General features: G+C 69.0%; 15 protein-coding genes. All 15 read left to right on the top strand.

What is annotated here, in order from left to right; translation table 11 throughout:
* The first annotated feature begins 217 nt into the window (after nucleotides 1–217).
* The 15 genes from AC3A6J_RS27580 to tssH all read left to right on the top strand — a co-directional run bounded on the left by AC3A6J_RS27580 (nucleotide 218) and on the right by tssH (nucleotide 19,450).
* Nucleotides 218–1,009 carry an ABC transporter ATP-binding protein gene (locus AC3A6J_RS27580; RefSeq protein ID WP_487863204.1) on the top strand — a complete coding sequence of 264 codons (792 nt, stop codon included), beginning with the start codon at nucleotides 218–220 and terminating at the stop codon, nucleotides 1,007–1,009.
* Entirely contained in the window at nucleotides 1,006–1,740 is a 735-nt protein-coding gene (locus tag AC3A6J_RS27575; protein WP_487863203.1) for an ABC transporter ATP-binding protein, read from the top strand. The genes AC3A6J_RS27580 and AC3A6J_RS27575 overlap by 4 nt, the downstream gene beginning before the upstream one ends.
* 39 nt (nucleotides 1,741–1,779) lie before the next feature.
* The gene (gene pncA / locus AC3A6J_RS27570) at nucleotides 1,780–2,493 is read left to right on the top strand and encodes a bifunctional nicotinamidase/pyrazinamidase (RefSeq protein ID WP_487863202.1); all 714 of its coding nucleotides are present in this window, start codon (nucleotides 1,780–1,782) and stop codon (nucleotides 2,491–2,493) included.
* Nucleotides 2,494–2,510: 17 nt separating this feature from the next.
* The gene (locus tag AC3A6J_RS27565; protein WP_487863201.1) at nucleotides 2,511–3,026 is read left to right on the top strand and encodes a (2Fe-2S)-binding protein; all 516 of its coding nucleotides are present in this window, start codon (nucleotides 2,511–2,513) and stop codon (nucleotides 3,024–3,026) included.
* Nucleotides 3,023–6,796 (top strand): molybdopterin cofactor-binding domain-containing protein, encoded by a 3,774-nt coding sequence (locus AC3A6J_RS27560; RefSeq protein WP_487863200.1) that lies wholly within the window; start codon nucleotides 3,023–3,025, stop codon nucleotides 6,794–6,796. The genes AC3A6J_RS27565 and AC3A6J_RS27560 overlap by 4 nt, the downstream gene beginning before the upstream one ends.
* 66 nt (nucleotides 6,797–6,862) lie before the next feature.
* Nucleotides 6,863–8,053, top strand: coding sequence for a fumarylacetoacetate hydrolase family protein (locus AC3A6J_RS27555; protein ID WP_487863199.1), 1,191 nt, complete (start codon nucleotides 6,863–6,865; stop codon nucleotides 8,051–8,053).
* A 138-nt stretch (nucleotides 8,054–8,191) separates the two neighbouring features.
* Nucleotides 8,192–9,286, top strand: coding sequence for a type VI secretion system protein TssA (gene tssA, locus AC3A6J_RS27550; RefSeq protein WP_487863198.1), 1,095 nt, complete (start codon nucleotides 8,192–8,194; stop codon nucleotides 9,284–9,286).
* An 86-nt stretch (nucleotides 9,287–9,372) separates the two neighbouring features.
* Nucleotides 9,373–9,942, top strand: a complete 570-nt coding sequence (gene tssB, locus AC3A6J_RS27545) for a type VI secretion system contractile sheath small subunit (RefSeq protein WP_487863197.1) — start codon at nucleotides 9,373–9,375, stop codon at nucleotides 9,940–9,942.
* A 14-nt stretch (nucleotides 9,943–9,956) separates the two neighbouring features.
* Nucleotides 9,957–11,471, top strand: coding sequence for a type VI secretion system contractile sheath large subunit (gene tssC, locus AC3A6J_RS27540; protein ID WP_487863196.1), 1,515 nt, complete (start codon nucleotides 9,957–9,959; stop codon nucleotides 11,469–11,471).
* A gap of 48 nt (nucleotides 11,472–11,519) precedes the next feature.
* The gene (locus AC3A6J_RS27535) at nucleotides 11,520–12,002 is read left to right on the top strand and encodes an Hcp family type VI secretion system effector (protein ID WP_487863195.1); all 483 of its coding nucleotides are present in this window, start codon (nucleotides 11,520–11,522) and stop codon (nucleotides 12,000–12,002) included.
* A 136-nt stretch (nucleotides 12,003–12,138) separates the two neighbouring features.
* Complete coding sequence (locus tag AC3A6J_RS27530; RefSeq protein ID WP_487863194.1) at nucleotides 12,139–13,038, top strand: type VI secretion system accessory protein TagJ; 900 nt, start codon at nucleotides 12,139–12,141, stop codon at nucleotides 13,036–13,038.
* Nucleotides 13,035–13,595 carry a type VI secretion system baseplate subunit TssE gene (tssE, locus tag AC3A6J_RS27525; protein ID WP_487863193.1) on the top strand — a complete coding sequence of 187 codons (561 nt, stop codon included), beginning with the start codon at nucleotides 13,035–13,037 and terminating at the stop codon, nucleotides 13,593–13,595. The genes AC3A6J_RS27530 and tssE overlap by 4 nt, the downstream gene beginning before the upstream one ends.
* A 124-nt stretch (nucleotides 13,596–13,719) precedes the next feature.
* Nucleotides 13,720–15,591, top strand: coding sequence for a type VI secretion system baseplate subunit TssF (gene tssF / locus AC3A6J_RS27520; protein ID WP_487863192.1), 1,872 nt, complete (start codon nucleotides 13,720–13,722; stop codon nucleotides 15,589–15,591).
* Complete coding sequence (tssG, locus tag AC3A6J_RS27515) at nucleotides 15,588–16,748, top strand: type VI secretion system baseplate subunit TssG (protein ID WP_487863191.1); 1,161 nt, start codon at nucleotides 15,588–15,590, stop codon at nucleotides 16,746–16,748. The genes tssF and tssG overlap by 4 nt, the downstream gene beginning before the upstream one ends.
* Nucleotides 16,745–19,450, top strand: a complete 2,706-nt coding sequence (gene tssH / locus AC3A6J_RS27510; protein WP_487863190.1) for a type VI secretion system ATPase TssH — start codon at nucleotides 16,745–16,747, stop codon at nucleotides 19,448–19,450. Before tssG ends, tssH begins: the two co-directional genes overlap by 4 nt.
* The last annotated feature ends 123 nt before the right edge of the window (nucleotides 19,451–19,573 follow it).

The raw sequence follows: 19,573 nt of genomic DNA, 5'->3' as shown, positions 1-19,573 counted from the left end.
GCCGCAGCTGTTTGAGCGAAGCGAGTTCTGCGGACCCCCGCCGCAGCCGAGCACCGCAGGTTGCCCGTAGCGAAGCGAAGGGACGCAGACAGCAGGGTCGCCTTTTCTTTGCTTACTTTCTTTTGGCGAAGCAAAAGAAAGTGAGTCGCCCGCCGGGGCGAGACCCGGCCCCGAAACCCAAAAAGAAACAAGCACCTCACGAAGGCCGTCCAACCCAATGACTCTCCTCAAGGTCTCCAACCTAGGCAAGTCCTTCGGCGGCGTCAAAGCCGTCGACGGCATCAGCTTCGAGCTGCCCCCCGGCGAGCTGCTCGCGCTCATCGGCCCGAACGGTGCAGGCAAGTCCACCACCTTCAACATGGTGAACGGCCAGCTCAAGGCCGACCAGGGCTCGATCACGCTCGACGGCCAGGAACTCGTCGGCCGCAGGCCGCGCGAGATCTGGCGCATGGGCGTGGGCCGCACTTTCCAGATCGCCGAAACCTTCGCCTCGCTGACCGTCGTCGAGAACGTGCAGATGGCGCTGCTCTCGCACGATGGCAAGCTGTTCTCGATGTGGCGCCGCGCGGCCGACCATCGGCGCGACGAGGCGCTGGCGCTGCTCGACCAAGTCGGCATGAAGGCGCAGGCCGACCGGCCCTGCAGCGTGCTGGCGTACGGCGACGTGAAGCGCGTCGAGCTCGCGATCGCGATGGCCAACAGCCCGAAGCTGCTGCTCATGGACGAGCCCACCGCCGGCATGGCCCCCCAGGAGCGCAATTCGCTGATGGCGCTGACCAAGCAGCTCGTGATCGACCGCGGCATGGCGGTGCTCTTCACCGAGCACAGCATGGACGTGGTGTTCGCGTACGCCGACCGCATGATCGTGCTCGCGCGCGGCCGCCTCATCGCGCAGGGCAAGCCGCTCGAGATCCGCGACCATCCGAAAGTGCAGGAGGTGTACTTCGGCAGCGGCAAGACTTTCGAGAAGGTGGCCGCCAAGGCGGCCGCGATGGGAGCGACAGCATGAGCGCACACGAACCGCTGCTCGAAGCCAAGGCCCTTTGCGCCTGGTACGGCGCCGCGCAGATTCTTTACGACGTCGACCTCGAGGTGCGGCGCGGCGAGGTGGTCGCGCTCATGGGCCGCAACGGCGCGGGCAAGTCGACCACGCTCAAGACGCTGATCGGCATGCTCTCCAAACGCCGCGGCGCGGTGCGCTTTCTCGGCCACGACATCTCGAAGAGCGAGCCGCACCATGCGGCGCGCCTGGGCCTGGGCTTCGTGCCCGAGGACCGGCGCGTGTTCACCGACCTCACGGTGATGGAAAACCTCGAGGTCGGCAAGCAGCCCCCGCGCCGCTGGGCCGACGGCAGCGAGGCGCCGCTCTGGACGCCCGAGCGGCTGTTCACCCTGTTCCCCAACCTCGGCGAGATGCCCCACCGCCCGGGCGGCCGCATGAGCGGCGGCGAGCAGCAGATGCTGACCGTGGCGCGCACGCTCATGGGCAACCCGTACCTCGTGCTGCTGGACGAGCCCTCGGAGGGCGTGGCGCCGGTGATCGTCGAGCAGATGGCGAACATGATCCTCGAACTGAAGGCGCAGGGCGTGAGCATCCTGCTGTCGGAACAGAACATGCACTTTGCCGAGCTCGTCTCCGACCGCGCCTATGTGCTCGAGAAGGGACAGATCCGCTACCACGCCACGATGGCCGAGCTCGCGGCCAACGAGGAAGTGCGCCGCGCCTACCTCAGCGTCTAGCCTCCGTCATCGTTCGACGAAAGAAAAAGGAGTCCCGCCATGCATCGCAGAAGCTTCGCAACCTACGCCGCCGTCCTCGGGTTGTGCGGCGGGCTCGCCCTCGACGCCTTCGCAGCGGGTCCGCTCAAGCCCGACGGCAGGTCCGCACTGCTCGTGATCGACGTGCAGAACTGCTTCGTCGATGGCGGCACGTTGCCCGTCAAGGGCGGGGCCGAGGTGGTGCCGGTGATCAATCGGCTCGCCGGCGCTTTCGAGAACATCGTCGTCACGCAGGACTGGCACACGCCGGGCCATGCCTCGTTCGCGAGCGCGCATGCGGACCAGAAGCCGTTCAGCAGCGTCAAGCTGAGCTACGGCAAGCAGGTGCTCTGGCCCGACCACTGCGTGCAGGGCACCGACGACGCGGCGCTGCACAAGGACCTGAAGCTTCCGGGCGCGCAGCTGATCATCCGCAAGGGCTTCAACAAGGGCGTCGACAGCTATTCGGCCTTCGAGGAAGCCGACCGCAAGACGCCGACCGGCCTCGGCGGCTACCTCAAGCAGCGTGGCATCAAGACGGTCTACGTGGCCGGGCTCGCCACCGACTTCTGCGTGGCATGGACCGCGCTCGACGCGCGCAAGGCCGGTTTCGAGGTCTACGTGATCGAGGACGCCACGCGTGCGATCGACCTCGACGGTTCGCTGGCGGCGGCCTGGAAGCAGATGGCGGCCAAGGGCGTCAAGCGCATCCAGTCCGGCGATATTCCGAGCTGAAGGACGGCTGCATCCCCGTGACGACGACCCACTGCGGTACTGAAGAAAAGAACGAGGCTGCGCTGTGCCTGCAGGTCAATGGCCGTGCGCACACGCTCGACAACGTGCCGCGGGAGGCCACGCTGCTGCACCTGCTGCGCAACGACCTCGGGCTCAACGGGCCGAAATACGGCTGCGGGCTCGGGCAGTGCGGCGCCTGTACGGTGCATGTGGACGGCATTGCGGCGCGCGCCTGCGTGATCCCGGCGCACGGCGTGGCGGGCCGCACCATCACCACGCTCGAAGGCCTTGGCACGCAAGCAAACTGGCATCCGGTGCAGGCCGCGTTCGAAGCGGCGCAGGCCGCGCAGTGCGGCTACTGCCTGAACGGCATGGTGATGCAGGCCGCGGCGCTGCTCGCGCGTGACCCGCACGCGAGCGAGGCGCGCATCCGCAGCGAACTCTCGGGAAACCTGTGCCGCTGCGGCACGCACATCGAAATTCTTGACGCGGTGCAGCGCGCGGCCGCGCGCCTGCGCGCACCGGCCGCATGACGCGCCGCGCCGACCTGCCGCGCACGCGCGCGGAATTCCTTTCGGCCGACGGCGTGCTGCTGGTGGTGCGCGAGACGCCGCCCCCACCGCCGCCCGCCAAGGGGCAGCCCGCCTTCATCGCGGGCAACCCTGCCGAAGGCGACGAGATCCTGCTTGCGGTGTGGGACGACGGCAGCGCCTCGGCGCTCAACGGCCATGTCGACCTGGGCACCGGCATCCAGACCGCGCTCGGCCAGATCGTCGCCGAAGAGCTCGAGCTCGGCATGCCGTGCGTGCGCGTGATGCTCGGCGACACCGCGCGTGCGCCGAACCAGGGCGCGACCATCGCGAGCGCATCGATCCAGATCCATGCGCAGCCGCTGCGCCTCGCGGCCGCACAGGCGCGCGCATGGCTGCGCGCGCGCGCGGCCGAGCGGCTCGGCGTGGCGCCGGAGGCGCTGGAGCTGCGCAACGGCATGGTGCGCGTGGCCGCCGAGCCGGAGCGGCGCGCAAGCTACGCCGCGCTCGTGGCCGGCCAGCGCACGGTGCTGCGGCTCGATCCGCAGGCGCAGCCCAAGGACCCGGCCGACTACCGCATCGTCGGCACCCGGCAGGCGCGCGTCGACATACCGGCCAAGCTCGCGGGCGAGCAGGTCTTCGTGCACGACATGCGCGTGCCCGGCATGCTGCATGGTCGCGTGGTGCGGCCGCCTTATGCAGGAGCGGACCACGGCGACTTCATCGGCAACACGCTCGAGTCGGTCGACGAAGCGTCGATCGCGCACATTCCCGGCATTCGCGCGGTGGTGGTGATCCGCGATTTCGTGGGCATCGTCGCCGAGCGCGAGGAGCACGCCGAACAGGCGCTGCGCGAGCTGCGCGTGCGCTGGAAGCCCTGGCCCGGCATGCCCGATCTTTCCGACGTGGCGCAGGCTCTGCGCGACAACCCCTCGACCCAGCGGCTGCTGGTCGACGAGGGCGATGTCGATGGCGCCATCGCGCAGGCCGCGCAACCGATGCCGCGCACCTACGTCTGGCCCTACCAGATGCATGCGTCGATCGGCCCCTCGTGTGCGCTGGCCGCGTGGCAGCCCGATGGAGAGGGCTGCGAGGTTCGGCTGCGCTGCTGGACCGGCACGCAGAACCCGCACGTGCTGCGCGCCGACCTGGCCCGGCTCATGGGCCTCGAGGACCCGCAGGTCGACGTGGTCCGCATGGAGGCCGCCGGCTGCTACGGTCGCAATGGTGCCGATGACGCGGCTGCCGATGCGGCGCTGCTCGCGCGGGCCGTGGGCGTGCCGGTGCGCGTGCAGCTCACGCGCGAGCAGGAGCACGCCTGGGAGCCCAAAGGCGCCGCGCAGCTGATGGACGTGGATGGCGGGCTCATGGCCGATGGCCGCGTGGCCGCCTACGACTTCGCCACCTCGTACCCGTCGAACGGCGCGCCGACGCTCGCGCTGCTGCTCACGCGCACCATCGAGCCCGTGGCGCAGGCCTTCGAGATGGGCGACCGCACCGCGCGCCCACCCTATGCGTTCGACAACCTGCGCGTGAAGGTCAACGACATGGCGCCGATCGTGCGGGCGTCGTGGCTGCGCGGCGTGTCGGCGCTGCCGAGTTCGTTCGCGCACGAGTCGTACATCGACGAGCTCGCCACCGCGGCGGGCGTCGATCCAGTGCAGTTCCGCCTGCGCCACCTGAACGATCCGCGCGCGGTGGAACTGGTGCAGGCGACCGCGCAGAAGGCCGGCTGGCGCATGCGCACCGGGCCGCAGGAGAAAGCCGATGGCGGGCTCGGCCCGGGCGGTGACATCCTCTTCGGCCAGGGCTTCGCCTATGCGCGCTACGTCCACAGTAAATGGCCGGGCTTCGGCGCCGCTTGGTCGGCCTGGGTGGCCGACGTCGAGGTCAACCGCACGACCGGCGAAGTGCACGTGCGCCGCGTGGTGGTGGGGCACGATGCGGGCCTGCTGGTCAATCCGGCCGGCGTCGAGCACCAGGTGCATGGCAACGTGATCCAGACCACCAGCCGCGCGCTCAAGGAGCAGGTGCAGTTCGCACCGCAATCCGCCGAGGCGCCCGCGGGTGGCGCGCAGTTGCCGGGCGTGTTGCCTTCGGGCGTGGTCGCGAGCCGCGAGTGGGGCAGCTACCCGATCATCAACTTCCGCGACGTGCCGGTGATCGAAATCATGCACATGCCGCGGCCCGGCGAGCCCTCGCTGGGCGCGGGCGAGTCGTCGTCGGTGCCGGGCACGGCGGCGATCGCGAACGCGATCTTCGATGCGACAGGTGTGCGGTTTCGTGAGCCGCCGTTCACCCCCGAGAAGGTGCTGGCCGAACTGAATCGGGCATTTCTCCCTCCCCCTCCGGGGGAGGGCGGGGGTGGGGGTGGGGGCCAGCGGCGTGTGGATGGTGACGCTGTCGTGCCCCCATCCCAACCTTCCCCCGGAGGGGGAAGGAGCAATGCCGCCTGGCCGAGGCGCAAAGGAGTGTGGGCCACGGCCGCTGCGCTCGCCATTGGCGGCATCGGCGTCATCGCCGGCCTTCTCGGCTGGCGCTCGGCCATCGCACCCGTCGCGCTCACCGCACCCGTCTACAGCCAGGCGACCGTCGAACGCGGCCGCGTGCTCGCCGCGCTCGGCGATTGCGCCGTGTGCCACACCGCCCCGGGCGGCGTATCCAACGCCGGCGGACGCGCGATGGAAACCCCCTTCGGCACGCTCTACACCACCAACCTCACGCCCGATGCCGAGACCGGCCTCGGCCGCTGGTCGTTCAGCGCCTTCCAGCGCGCGATGCGCGAAGGCATCTCGCGCGACGGCCATCATCTGTACCCGGCGTTTCCGTACACCGCCTTCGCGAAAACCAGCGACGACGACCTGCAGGCGCTGTACGCGTACTTTATGGCGCTGCCCGCGGTGCGCGCCGAAACGCCGAAGGCCGAACTGAAGTTTCCGTTCAGCCTGCGCCCGCTGATGGCCGGATGGAACGCGCTTTTCCACGACCCGGCACCCGCGCAGCCCGTGGCGGCGCAGAGCGCCGAATGGAACCGCGGCGCGTACCTCGTGAACGGCCTCGGCCATTGCGGCGCCTGCCACACGCCGCGCAATGCACTCGGCGCCGAGCAGGGCGGCAGCGCGTTCCTGTCGGGCGCGATGGTCGACGGCTGGGAGGCGCCGCCGCTCACGGCCGCATCGAAGTCCGCGATGCCGTGGGATGCCGAGTCGCTTTATCGCTATTTGCGCAACGGCCATTCGCCGCGCCACGGCATCGCGGGCGGGCCGATGGCCGAGGTGGTGCGCGAGCTCGCCGTGGTGCCCGACACCGACATCCGCGCCATGGCCACCTACCTTGCGTCGTTCAACCCCGCGCCGGTGCCCGAGGCCGAGGCCGAGGCCCAGGCACGGCGCGTCGTCGACAACGCGGCACGCACGCAGGGCCAGTTGCTCGGCCCGGCGCAGCGCATGTTCGACAGCGCCTGCGCCGCCTGCCACCACGACGGCGACGGTCCCACGCTGCTGGGCGTGAACACGCCGCTCGCGCTCAACAGCAACCTCACGAGCGCGAAGCCCGACAACCTGCTGCGCACCATCCTCGACGGCGTGCGCGAGCCTGCGAGCCGCGACATCGGCTTCATGCCCGCGTTCCGTGAGGCGCTCGACGACCGCCAGCTCGCCGAGCTCGCGGGCTACATGCGCGCGCGCTTCGCGCCGCAGGCGCCGGCGTGGGACGACCTGCAGGCGCAGGTGGCGCGCGTGCGGGCGGATGCTGCTGCTGCACGCGGGCATTGAGCGGTCTGGCCGTACGCACGGCGCTACGATCGCCTTCTTCCCCGATACCCACCAGAGACAACAACCATGCCCCTCGACCTCGACGCCGCCTCGTGCCTTCCGCAAGACGCCTCGCGCGCCACCCTCGTCGGCCGCATCTGGCAACCGAACGTCGGCCCGGTACTGGTCGCGGTCCATGAAGGCGGCCTGCACGACCTTTCGCAAGTGGCGCCCACGATGAGCGACCTGCTCGAAGCCGCGGGCTCGCCCGCCGACGCCGTGCAGCGCGCGGTACAGGCTGGCAAGGCGCCGCGCATCGCGTCGCTGGCCGACACCATTGCCAACAGCGACGGGACCGTTTCGCGCGATGAAGCGAAGCCCTGGCTGCTTGCGCCTTGCGACCTGCAGGCCGTCAAGGCCAGCGGCGTGACCTTCGTCGAGAGCCTGCTGGAGCGCGTGATCGAGGAACAGGCGCGCGGCGATGCGTCGCGGGCCGAGGCCACGCGCGCGGCGCTCGGCGGCGTGCTCGGCGACAACCTCGCGGGCATCGTGCCGGGATCGGCCGAGGCCGCGAAGGTGAAGGAGGTGCTGATCGCGCAGGGCGCGTGGTCGCAGTACCTCGAAGTGGGCATCGGCCCCGATGCCGAGATCTTCACCAAGGCGCCCGTGCTCTCGTCGGTGGGCACCGGCGCCGACATCGGCATCCATGCCGCCTCGGTCTGGAACAACCCCGAACCCGAGGTGGTGCTCGCGGTCAACAGCCGCGGCGAGACGCTGGGCGCGGCGCTCGGAAACGACGTGAACCTGCGCGACTTCGAGGGCCGCAGTGCGCTGCTGCTCGGCAAGGCCAAGGACAACAATGCCTCGTGCGCCATCGGCCCGTTCATCCGGCTGTTCGATGCGCACTTCGGCATCGACGATGTGCGGCGCATCACGGTGGCGCTCGAGGTGCGCGGGCCCGAGGGCTTTGTGCTCGAAGGTTCGAGCTCGCTCGCAAAGATCAGCCGCGATCCGCTCGACCTCGTGTCGCAGGCGATCGGCAAGCACCACGACTATCCCGACGGGCTCGTGCTGTTCCTCGGCACCATGTTCGCGCCGACGCAGGACCGCCACGGCCCGGGGCAGGGCTTTACGCACGTGGTCGGTGACCGGGTGCGCATTTCGGCACCCGAGCTGGGTAGCCTGGTCAATCGCGTCGTGCATGCCGATCAGGCGCCGCGGTGGACTTTCGGCTTAAGCGCGCTGATGCGCAATCTGGCGGGCCGCCAGCTGCTGTAAACGTTATTTCTACGAGTTCAAAGGAGTTGTACTTCTTTGTGACTCATTGGCAGCATGTTGCATTCTGTTGCTGTTGACCATTGTTCGCGTTCCCCTCAAGATACCCGCCTGTTAATGAAGTAACACGGGAGACAGAGGTTGCCGCCCAGCGAGATCGAACTACTGCAGTCGCCAGTCGAAGGTCCGCTTCCGTGTGGTGAAGACCTCGAGTACGACCCCGAGTACCTGGCACTGCAGCAAGCGGCGACGGGCAAGCGCGAACAGCAGTTCGGCTCGACCATCATCCCGGCCGAGCCGCCCGACTGGGCACGCGTGGAGCGCATCGCGAAGCAGCTCTGCCAGCGCACGCTCGACGTGCGCGTGCTGGTGCTGCTGACGCTGGCATGGACCGAGAGCCGGGGCCTGCCGGGCTACGTCGATGGCCTGCGCGTGGTCGACGGCGTGCTGCAGAAATTTTGGGACGCGGTGCATCCGCGCGTCGTCGACGATGGCTTCGAGGACCCGCTGCCGCGCATGAATGCGCTGGCCGCACTGGCCGAAGCCGAAGGACTCGGGCGCAGCGTGCGCGATGCGAAGCTGCTCGACGACGGCGGCGCATCCATGAGCCTGCGCCAGGTCGAGGCACTGCTCGATTCGAGCAAGGCCGACCAGATCGACTATCCGGGCGGCATTGCCCGGCTCAGGGAAGTGGCGCGCCGCGCCCAGGAGAAGGCGGCGGCGCCGGTGGTGGCCCTGCACGCGGCGCTCGAGCTGCTGCAGCGCATCCGCGAGACCTCGGAGCGCGCCCTCGGCCAGAGCTGGGCGCCCGACTTCTCTCGCCTCGAGCGGTCGCTGCGCACCGTCATCCAGCTGTTGCCCGAGCAGGCGCAGCCGGAGCCGACGGCCGCCCCAAGTGCCGACGCCGGGGCTGCCGATGCGAATTCGCAGGGCGCGCAGGGTTCAGCCTCTGCGGCGGGCGCAGGGCAGCACAACGTGGCCGCAGGCGCGCGCAAGCCGGGCATTCAAGAGATTGAAATATCGAGCCGTGATGATGTGCATGTGCTGCTGGAAAAAGCGTGCCAGTACCTGGAACGCACCGAACCCAGCCATCCGGCGCCGATGCTGATCCGGCGCGCGCAGCGGCTGCTGGACCTCAACTTCTTCCAGATCATCGAAGAGCTCGTGCCCGAAGGCGTTCAGAAGATTGAAAGCCTGGCGGGGCGGTCGCTGAGCGCGAGCTCGGCGGCCGAATGAACGACGGCCTTTGAGCCGCCTGCGCACGGCATCAGCAGCATCAGTCAAGGTCGATCAACACGCATTGAGATTCAAGAGGAAGCTTTATGGCAGACAACCGTGTCAGAAACAGTGGGCAGAAGTTCATTGCGCGCAACCGAGCGCCACGCGTGCAGATCGAGTACGACGTCGAGATCTACGGCAGCGAGCGCAAGATCCAGCTGCCGTTCGTGATGGGTGTGATCGCCGACCTCGCGGGCAAGCAGGTCGACCCGATGCCCGATCTCGCGGAGCGCGACTTCATGGCCGTGGACATCGACAACTTCGACGAGCGCATGAAGTCCATCAAGCCGCGCGTCGCCTTCCAGGTGCCCAACACGCTCACCGGTGAAGGCCAGATGAACGTCGACATCACCTTCGACAGCATGGACGACTTCTCGCCGGCGCGCATCGCGCGCCAGGTGGGCGCGCTCAAGCACCTGCTCGAAGCGCGCACCGAATTGTCGAACCTGCTGTCGTACATGGACGGCAAGAACGGGGCCGAGCAGCTGATCGCGCAGGCACTCCAGAACCCCGAGCTGCTGAAGTCGCTCGCCTCCGCGCCCAACCCCGCCGTGGCCAAGGCGGTGGAGGCGGCGAACGAGAAGTCGGGCACACCCGGCACCTCTTCCGAATAAGCAGGATCTCCACCATGAGCACCGCACCCAAACAGACAGCAGCACGCGCGAGCAGCGCCGCCACCGTCGAAGCGCTCGAGCCGAACGAGTTCTCCGACCTTCTGCAGCGCGAGTTCAAGCCCAAGACCGACCAGGCCCGCGACGCGGTGCAGAGCGCCGTCAAGACGCTCGCGGTCCAGGCGCTCGAGAGCACCGTCACCATCTCGAACGACGCCTACCGCACCGTGCAGGCAATCATCACCGAGATCGACCGCAAGCTCTCGGAGCAGATCAACCAGATCCTGCACCACGAAGACTTCCAGCAGCTCGAAGGCGCATGGCGCGGCCTGCACTACCTCGTCAACAACACCGAGACCGACGAGCAGCTCAAGATCCGCGTGATGTGCGCTTCGAAGCGCGAAGTGGCCCGCTCGCTCAAGCGCCACAAGGGCATCGGCTGGGACCAGAGCCCGCTGTTCAAGAAGATCTACGAGGCCGAGTACGGCCAGTTCGGCGGCGAGCCCTTCGGCGCGCTGATCGGCGACTTCCACTTCGACCACAGCCCGCCCGACGTCGAGATGCTCGGCGAGATGGCCAAGATCGCCGCGGCCGCGCACTGCCCCTTCATTGCGGGCGCCTCGCCCACGGTGATGCAGATGGACTCGTGGCAGGAACTGTCGAACCCGCGCGACCTGACCAAGATTTTCCAGAACACCGAGCACACCGCCTGGCGTTCGCTGCGCGAGTCGGAAGACGCGCGCTACGTCGGCCTGGCCATGCCGCGCTTCCTGGCGCGGCTGCCGTACGGCGCGCGCACCAACCCGGTGGACGAGTTCGAGTTCGAGGAAGAAACCGATTCGGCGCTGCACAACCGCTACACCTGGGCCAACTCGGCCTATGCGATGGGCGTGAACATCAACCGCTCGTTCAAGCAGTTCGGCTGGTGCACCTCGATCCGCGGCGTCGAGTCGGGCGGCGCGGTCGAGAACCTGCCCACGCACACCTTCCCGACCGACGACGGCGGCGTGGACATGAAGTGCCCGACCGAAATCGCGATCAGCGACCGGCGCGAGGCCGAGCTGGCGAAGAACGGCTTCATGCCGCTCGTGCACCGCAAGAACTCCGACTTCGCGGCCTTCATCGGCGCGCAGTCGCTGCAGCAGCCGGCCGAGTACTACGACGCCGATGCCACCGCCAACGCCAACCTGGCCGCGCGGCTGCCGTACCTGTTTGCGTGCTGCCGCTTCGCGCACTACCTGAAGTGCATCGTGCGCGACAAGATCGGTTCGTTCCGCGAGCGCGAGGACATGGAGCGCTGGCTCAACGACTGGATCATGAACTACGTGGACGGCAGCCCCGGCACGTCGTCGCAGGACACCAAGGCCATGAAGCCGCTGGCGGCGGCCGAAGTGCAGGTCGAGTCGATCGAGGACAACCCCGGCTACTACGCCGCCAAGTTTTTTCTCCGGCCGCACTATCAGCTCGAAGGGCTGACGGTGTCATTGCGGCTGGTTTCGAAGCTGCCGTCCAACAAGAAGGACAGCAGCTAGTTCAACCGTGTCCCGTGATCGGGCAACAATAACTTTGGGGGTTTCACCATGGCAGTAGACATGTTCATGCGCGTTGAGGGCGCGAACGGCGAATCCAAAGATTCGAACCACAAGGAGTGGACGGATATCACCTCGTTCGCATGGGGAGCGACGCAGCCCGGCAACATGGTCAGCGGCGGCGGCGGCGGCGTGGGCAAGGCAAGCTTCAACGACCTGCAGGTAATCGCGCGCATCGACAAGGCGGCACCGTCGGTACTCAAGAACTGCGCGAGCGGCAAGCACCTGAGCAAGATCGAGGTCTCGGTGTGCAAGGCCGGCGGCTCGCAGATCGAGTACACGCGCGTCACGCTCGAGGAAGTGCTGGTCACCTCGGTGCAATACACGGCCGAGCAGGGCAGCGAGGCGGTGCTGGTGCAGTACGCCTTCCAGGCCGCCAAGGTCAAGCAGCAGTACTGGGAGCAGACCGACAAGGGCGGCAAGGGCGCCGAGACGGTGCTGGCCTGGAACATCAAGGAAAACAAGGAAGGCTGACCGCCGCTTTTTTTCCTGCCCGGCCGGCCTTGCGCGCGCCGCACGAACGCGGCGCGCCGCGGCCGGCCTCTTCATCTACATGTTTCACTCGGCGGCGCCATGTTGTGGGCCGCGTGCGAGTCAATGAGGACGTTTCATGGGCGATGGGTTTGCAGTGCTGGGCGAGCGCTCCGTGGCCGAGCACACCGAAGGGGTACAGCGGCAGATCCGCGCGAGTCCCCAGAACGCCAGCCTGCGCCTTGCGCTGTGCCATTTCCTGGCTCTCAAGGGCGAATGGCAGCGGGCTGAAGACCAGCTCAAGCTGGCCGCGAAGATCGATCCCGCGTTCGCGCCCGCCAGCGCCACCTGCGCCATGGCGCTCGCTGCCGAGCGCCAGCGCACCGAATTCTGGAACCACGGCGGCCCTGCGCCGGCCGTGATCGACGGCCGCGGCGAATGGGTCGACGCCCTCATCGCCGCGGCCGCGCTGGCGCCCGAGCAGGCCGCCGAGGCCGCCCGCCTGCGCGAAGCCGCGCGGCAGGCCGCACCCGCGGTGGCGGGCACCCTGTCGTTGGTCGACCGCACCGATGCGCGCGCCGTGCAGGCGATCGACGGCGAGCCGGTGCAAAGCAGCGCATTCGCCTGGCTCTGCGACGGCGACGTGCGCATCGGCGCCGTGCTGGAGCTGCTCACACCCTCGGGCTATGCCTGGCTGCCGCTGCCGGCGGTGCGCCGCATCAAGTTCGCGCGTCCGCAGCACCTGGTCGACCTGCTCTGGGCGCCGGCCATGATCGAGCTGCAGGACGGCCGCGGGCTCAACGGCCTGGTGCCGGTGCGCTATCCCGGCGCGCTCGATGCGCTTGACGACGAGGCCGTGCTGGGCCGCCGCACCGACTGGCTGCCGCTCGCGGGCGAGGAACAATATGCCGGCGTCGGCCAACGCACGTTGATCAGCGAAGCGGGCGACCATTCGCTGCTCGACATCCGCCAGATCGAGTTGGCCGACGCTGCTGAAGATGATGCTGCTGCCGGCGACGGGGAGCGCGTGGTCCAGTGAGCGCCGTGCTGCCCGCCAACCGTTCGGCCCCCGATGGCGACGGCGATCCGCAGGAAAGCGTTGCACGCGACCGCCTGCAGCCGGTGCTGCTCGACCGCCTGACCGACAAGCAGCCGCAGAACCGCCAGGAGCGCGCGGGCGCGTTCCTCATGAGCGGCAAGCTGTTGCGCGACTCGGTGCTGCGCGACCTGCAGTGGCTGCTCAACACCACCAACTTCGGCGCCGAGCACCAGATCAACGCGATGCCGCGCGCGCGTCGCTCGGTGGTCAATTTCGGCGTGCGCGGCTGGGCCGGCGGGCGCATGTCCGAGGTCGATTTCGCCGACGTGGAGGCCGCGATCCGCGCCGCCATCATCGACTTCGAGCCGCGCATCATGAAGGACAGCATCGACGTGCGCTGCGTCACCGACGCGAACGATCTCGAGCACCACAACCTGCTCGCGCTGGAGATCCGCGGCACGCTCTGGTCGGTGCCCTATCCGATCGAGTTCATCCTGCGTTCCGAGCTGGACCTTGAAAGCGGGCACATGGTGCTCCGTCCAACGGGAGGCTTGTGATGCGCTACCGCACCTCCGTGCAAGGAACACCACGGAACCGGCTTTGCCGGGCCGCTGGTGTTGGCCCCGGTGAGGGGGAGGGAGAAGCGACTCGCAGTGCGCGAAGCCTGGGGGAGAGCCACTGATGGACGCCAAGCTCCTCGACTACTACAACCGCGAGCTCACCTACATGCACGAGCTCGGGGCCGAGTTCGCCGAGCGCTATCCGAAGATCGCGGGGCGCCTGGGCATGCGCGGCATCGAGGTCAGCGACCCGTACGTGGAGCGCCTGCTCGAGGGCTTCAGCTTTCTCACGGCGCGCATCCAGCTCAAGATGGATGCGGAGTTTCCGCGCTTCTCGCAGCGGCTGCTCGAGGTGGTGTATCCCAACTTTCTCGCGCCGCTGCCCGCGATGGCCGTGGTGCAGATCGACGGCAACCTCAACGAGGGATCGCTGAAGGCCGGCTACGAGCTGCCGCGCCACACCATCCTGCGCGGCCGCATGATCAAGGGCGAGCAGACCGCCTGCGAATTCCGCACCGGCCATGCGGTCACGCTCTGGCCCATCAAGGTTGCCGAGGCCGGCATCGGCCCCGTGCCTGCGGAGATCGCGCATGCGATGCCGCTCGTGGCGCGGCAGGCCAAGAGCGCGCTCACCATCAAGCTCGAGGCCGTGGGCGGCGCCAGGTTCTCCGAGATGCCGATCGACCGGCTCGAGTTCTTTCTCTCGGGCGCCGAGCTGCATGCGCTGCGCGTGCTCGAGCTCGCGGTGCACCACGGCGTGGGGGTCGTGTGCCGCAGCGGCCCCGGCAGCACCGCGCGCATCGTGCCGCTCGGCGACGAGGCCGTGCGCCACGAGGGCTTCGACCCCGACCAGTCGCTGCTGCCCTACGACGCGCGCTCCTTCCAGGGCTACCGGCTGCTGCACGAGTACTTCGCGTTCCCCGACCGCTACCTGTTCTTCAGCGTGAAGAACCTGCGTGCCGCGGCCGCGGCCATGAGCGGCACGACGATGGAGATCGTGATCCTGCTCGACCGCGCTGACGCCGAGCTCGAGCGGCTCGTCGATGCGCGCCATTTCTCGCTGTTCTGCACGCCGATCATCAATCTCGTGCCGCGACGCAGCGACCGCATCCCGGTCGGTCCCGGGCAGCACGAGCACCATGCGGTGATCGACCGCACGCGCCCGCGCGACTTCGAGATCTTCACCGTCGAGCGCGTCACGGGCCACATGGCGAGCGGCTCGGAGGAGCGCGAGTTCAGGCCTTTTCTCGGCTCGTTCGCGGCCGACGACGGCGACTTCGGCGCGTACTTCTCGCTGCGCCGCGAGCCGCGCCTGGTTTCGGACCGCGCCCGCGCGCAGGGCACGCGCACCAGCTACACCGGCAGCGAGGTGTACGTGTCGCTGGTGGACCAGCACGATGCGCCGTTCCCGCACAGCCTGCGGCACATCACGATCGATGCGCTGTGCACCAACCGCGACCTGCCGCTCCTGCTGCCCACGGGGCTGGAGTCGGACTTCACGCTGCGCGTGTCGGCACCGGTGCGCGCGGTGCGCATCCTGCGCGGGCCGTCACGGCCCTATCCCGCGCTGGCGGAGGGCGCGCTCACCTGGCGCCTCATCAGCCATCTCGGGCTCAACTACCTGAGCCTGACCGACGTCGATGCGGCGCAAGGCGCGGCCGCGCTGCGCGAGATGCTCGACCTCTACGGCAACCTGGCCGACCCGGCGGTGCGCCGCCAGATCCAGGGCGTGCGCTCGATGGCGCTCGCGCCGGTGTTCCGGCGCCTGCCCGAGCCGGGGCCGATCGTCTTCGGCCGCGGCGTGGAGATCGCGCTCAAGATCGACGAGGTCGCCTTCTCGGGCGCGAGCCCGTACCTCTTCGGCGCGGTGCTCGAGCAGTTCTTCAGCCGGCATGTGTCGCTCAACGCGTTCACCGAGTTCTCGCTCGAAAGCCTGCAGCGCGGCGAGATCGCGCGCTGGGCGCCGCGCATCGGACGGCGGCCGACCGTATGAACCTGGCCGACACCCCCGACGGCGTGGCTGCAGGCGCGGGCGAGTTCGCCGAGGCCGGCGCGGCACCTGCAGCGGCACCGACGTCACGCCGCAGCGCCGCCGACGCCGACCCCGTGCTCTGGGCCAGGCTCGTCGAGCAGCCCTTCGAGCACGACCTCTTCATGCTGCTGCGCCGGCTCGACGCGCAAGGCGGGCATCCGCTGCTGGGCCGTGCGCCGCGCCCGGTCGACGAGCCGCTGCGCCTGGGCCAGGAGCCGTCGATGGCGTTCGCGCCATCGAACGTCTCGGGTGTCGATGTCGACGGCGACGGCCCGCCGCGCATCTCGATCTATGGCTTCGGCCTGTTCGGGCCCAACGGGCCGCTGCCGCTGCACCTGACCGAGTACGCGCGCGAACGCAAGCGCCACCACAGCGACCACACGCTGAGCGCCTTCGCCGACCTGTTCCACCATCGGCTGATCCTGCTGTTCTACCGCGCCTGGGCCGATGCGCAGTCGGTCAACAGCCTTGATCGCCCCGACGGCCACCGCTTCGTCGACTACGTCGCGAGCCTCATGAACATGGGGCAGCCGGGCCTCAAGCAGCGCGATCGCATCGCCGACCATGCGCGCACCCACATGGCCGGCCACCTCGTGCGCCAGACGCGCAACCCCGAGGGCCTGATCCAGATCCTGCGGCTGTACTTCGAGGTGCCGGTGCGGGTCGACGAATTCGTGAGTGACTGGGTCCTGCTCGACGAGCGGCAGGTCAGCCGCATCGGCCTGTTCGGGCGCAATCACCAGCTCGGCGGCGGCGCCACCATCGGCCTCGCAGTGCGCGACGCGCAAAGCAAGTTCCGCCTCGAACTCGGCCCGCTCTCGCAGGACGAGTTCCGCGCCTTCCTGCCGGGCAGCGCGCGGCTTTCGCAGCTGGTCGACTGGGTGCGCCAGTACATCGGCATCGAGTTCGCCTGGGAGCTGCGGCTCGTGCTGCGCAAGCCCGAGGCGCGCGGCATGCAGCTCGGCAGCGACCAGCGGCTCGGCTGGGGCAGCTGGCTCGGCGAACGTCTGTCCGACACCGACGCGGGCGACATGGTCTTCGCGCCCGAGGCGCTGTCTTCTCGCTCCGCCACGGCCGCCCGGGCTGGGGCTTCCACCGCTTCTTTCTCCCAGGTATGACCGACATCCGCCGCGTCTCTCTCTTCTCGAAACTGAACCCGATGCTCTACAAGGCATTGGAGACCGCCACCGCGTTCGCCAAGCTGCGCGGCAATGCCTATGTCGAGCTGGTGCACTGGCTGCACCAGATCCTCCAACTGCAGGACAGCGACCTGCTGCGCATCGTCAAGCGCGCGGGCCTCAACCTCGATGCGGTCGAACAGGATCTGGTGCGCGCGCTCGACCGCCTGCCGCATGGCGCCACGTCGATCAGCGACATCTCCGAGCACGTCGACCATGCGGTCGAGCGCGCGTGGGTGTATGCGAGCCTGCGCTTCGAGGCGACCTCGATCCGCGGCGGCTACCTGCTCGCGGGCATCGTCAAGACACCGGGCCTGCGGCAGGTGCTCTCGGGCATCTCGCGCGAGTTCGACAAGATCGTGCCCGACGTGCTGATCGCGCAATTGCCCGCATGGACCGAAGGCTCGCCCGAGGACGACTTAGATGCCGCCGCACCGGCCGCTGTGCATGGCGGCGCGCCCGCGGCGGCGCACTCCGGCGACGGCCCCGCGGCCGGTGGTTCCGCGCTGGCCAAGTACGCGAGCGATCTCACGGCCAAGGCGCGCGCGGGCGAGCTCGACCCGGTGTTCGGCCGCGACGACGAGATCCGCCAGATCATCGACATCCTGATGCGCCGGCGCCAGAACAATCCGCTGCTCACCGGCGAGGCCGGCGTGGGCAAGACCGCGGTCGTCGAAGGCCTGGCCTCGCGGCTTGCCACGGGCGACGTGCCGCCCTCGCTCAAGGACGTGTCGCTGTGGGTGCTCGACCCCACGCTGCTGCAGGCCGGTGCGGGCGTGAAGGGCGAGTTCGAGCAGCGGCTGCGCCAGGTGATCGACGAGGTCGAGAAGAGCCCCAAGCCGATCGTGCTGTTCGTCGACGAGGTCCACACGCTGGTGGGCGCGGGCGGCACTGCCGGCACGGGCGATGCGGCCAACCTGCTCAAGCCTGCGCTCGCGCGCGGCCGGCTGCGCACCATCGGGGCCACCACCTGGTCGGAGTACAAGAAGTACATCGAGAAGGACCCGGCGCTCACGCGGCGCTTCCAGACCATCCAGGTGCACGAGCCCACCGAGCCCAAGGCGGTGGTGATGCTGCGCGGCATCTCGGCCGAGCTCGAGAAGCACCACGGCGTGCTGATCCTCGACGCCGCGCTCGAGGCGGCCGTGAGCCTGTCGCACCGCTACATCCCCGCGCGCCAGCTGCCCGACAAGGCCGTGAGCCTGCTCGACACGGCCTGCGCGCGCGTGGCGCTGAGCCAGCATGCGCTGCCCGCCGCGATCGAGGACCTGCAGCGCCGCATCGAGGTGCTGGGCATCGAGTCGGGCATCGCCGGGCGCGAGGCGGCCATCGGCGTCGGCGAGGCGAAGCGGGTGGACGACATCGCGGCCGAGGTGGCCGCGGCGCAGGCCGAGCTCGCGCTGCTGGAAGCGCGGCGCGTGGAAGAGGCGGCACTGGTCGAGCGCATCGTCGCGCTGCGACAGCAGCTCGCACCCGCGGCCGTGCCGGTGCAGGCGGAGGACGGCGAAGAGGGCGAAGTGAGCGAAGAGGCCGAGCCCGAGCGCACGCCCGAGCAGATCCGCGCCGAACTGAATGAGGCCCAGGACCAGCTCGCGCAGCTGCAGGGCGAGTCGCCGCTGATTCTCGCGGCCGTCGATGCGCAGGCCATCGCCACCGTGGTTGCCGACTGGACCGGCATTCCGATCGGCCGCATGGTGCGCGACGATGCGCAATCGGTGCTGCGGCTGGCCGAGACGCTGTCGGCGCGCGTGGTGGCGCAGCCCGATGCGCTCGAGACCATCTCGCGGCGCATCCGCACCGCGCGCGCGCGGCTCGACAACCCGAACAAGCCCGTCGGTGTGTTCCTGCTCTGCGGCCCCTCCGGCGTGGGCAAGACCGAGACCGCGCTCGCGCTGTCGGAGGCGCTCTATGGCGGCGAGCAGAACCTGGTCACCATCAACATGAGCGAGTTCCAGGAGTCGCACACCGTCTCCACGCTCAAGGGCGCGCCGCCCGGCTACGTGGGCTACGGCGAAGGCGGCGTGCTCACCGAGGCCGTGCGCCGCCGCCCCTACAGCGTGGTGCTGCTCGACGAGATCGAGAAGGCCCACACCGACGTGCACGAGATCTTCTTCCAGGTCTTCGACAAGGGCTGGATGGAAGACGGCGAGGGCCGGCACATCGACTTCCGCAACACCGTGATCATCATGACCTCGAACGTCGGCACCGACCTGGTCATGCAGCTGTGCGAAGACCCGACGCTGCGCCCCGACCCCGAGCCGCTCGCGCAGGCGCTGCGCGAGCCGCTGCTCAAGGTGTTTGCGCCGGCGCTGCTCGGCCGTCTCGTTGTAGTGCCTTATTACCCGTTGCACGCCGACGCGTTGCATCGCATCATCCGGCTCCAGCTCGACCGCATCGCCGCGCGCCTGGACGCGAACCACGGCATTGCGTTCGCCTACGACGACAGCGCCGTCGAACTGGTGGCGCGCCGCTGCACTGCCATCGAGTCGGGCGGCCGGATGATCGACGCGATCCTCACGCACACGATCCTTCCGCGCCTCAGCGAAGAGGTGATCGGCGCCACGGTGTCAGCGCGCAAGCTGGCAGGCGTGCGGCTGTCGGCGGCGGAGGACGACTTTCAGTACGAGTTCTCGCAAGCATAAGAAGGCATCAAGGAATGCATCAAGGAGACAACTTTCATGGCGCGAGTCGTTACGGCCCACACCCCGCTGGGTGAAGAGCAGCTGAAGTTCCGCTCGATGCGCGGCACCGAGGGGCTGTCGCAG

The organism is Variovorax sp. Soil_C_39 (assembly GCF_057656815.1).
Note: the sequence above shows the minus strand (reverse complement) of the source record. Positions and strands in the feature narration are given on the sequence as shown.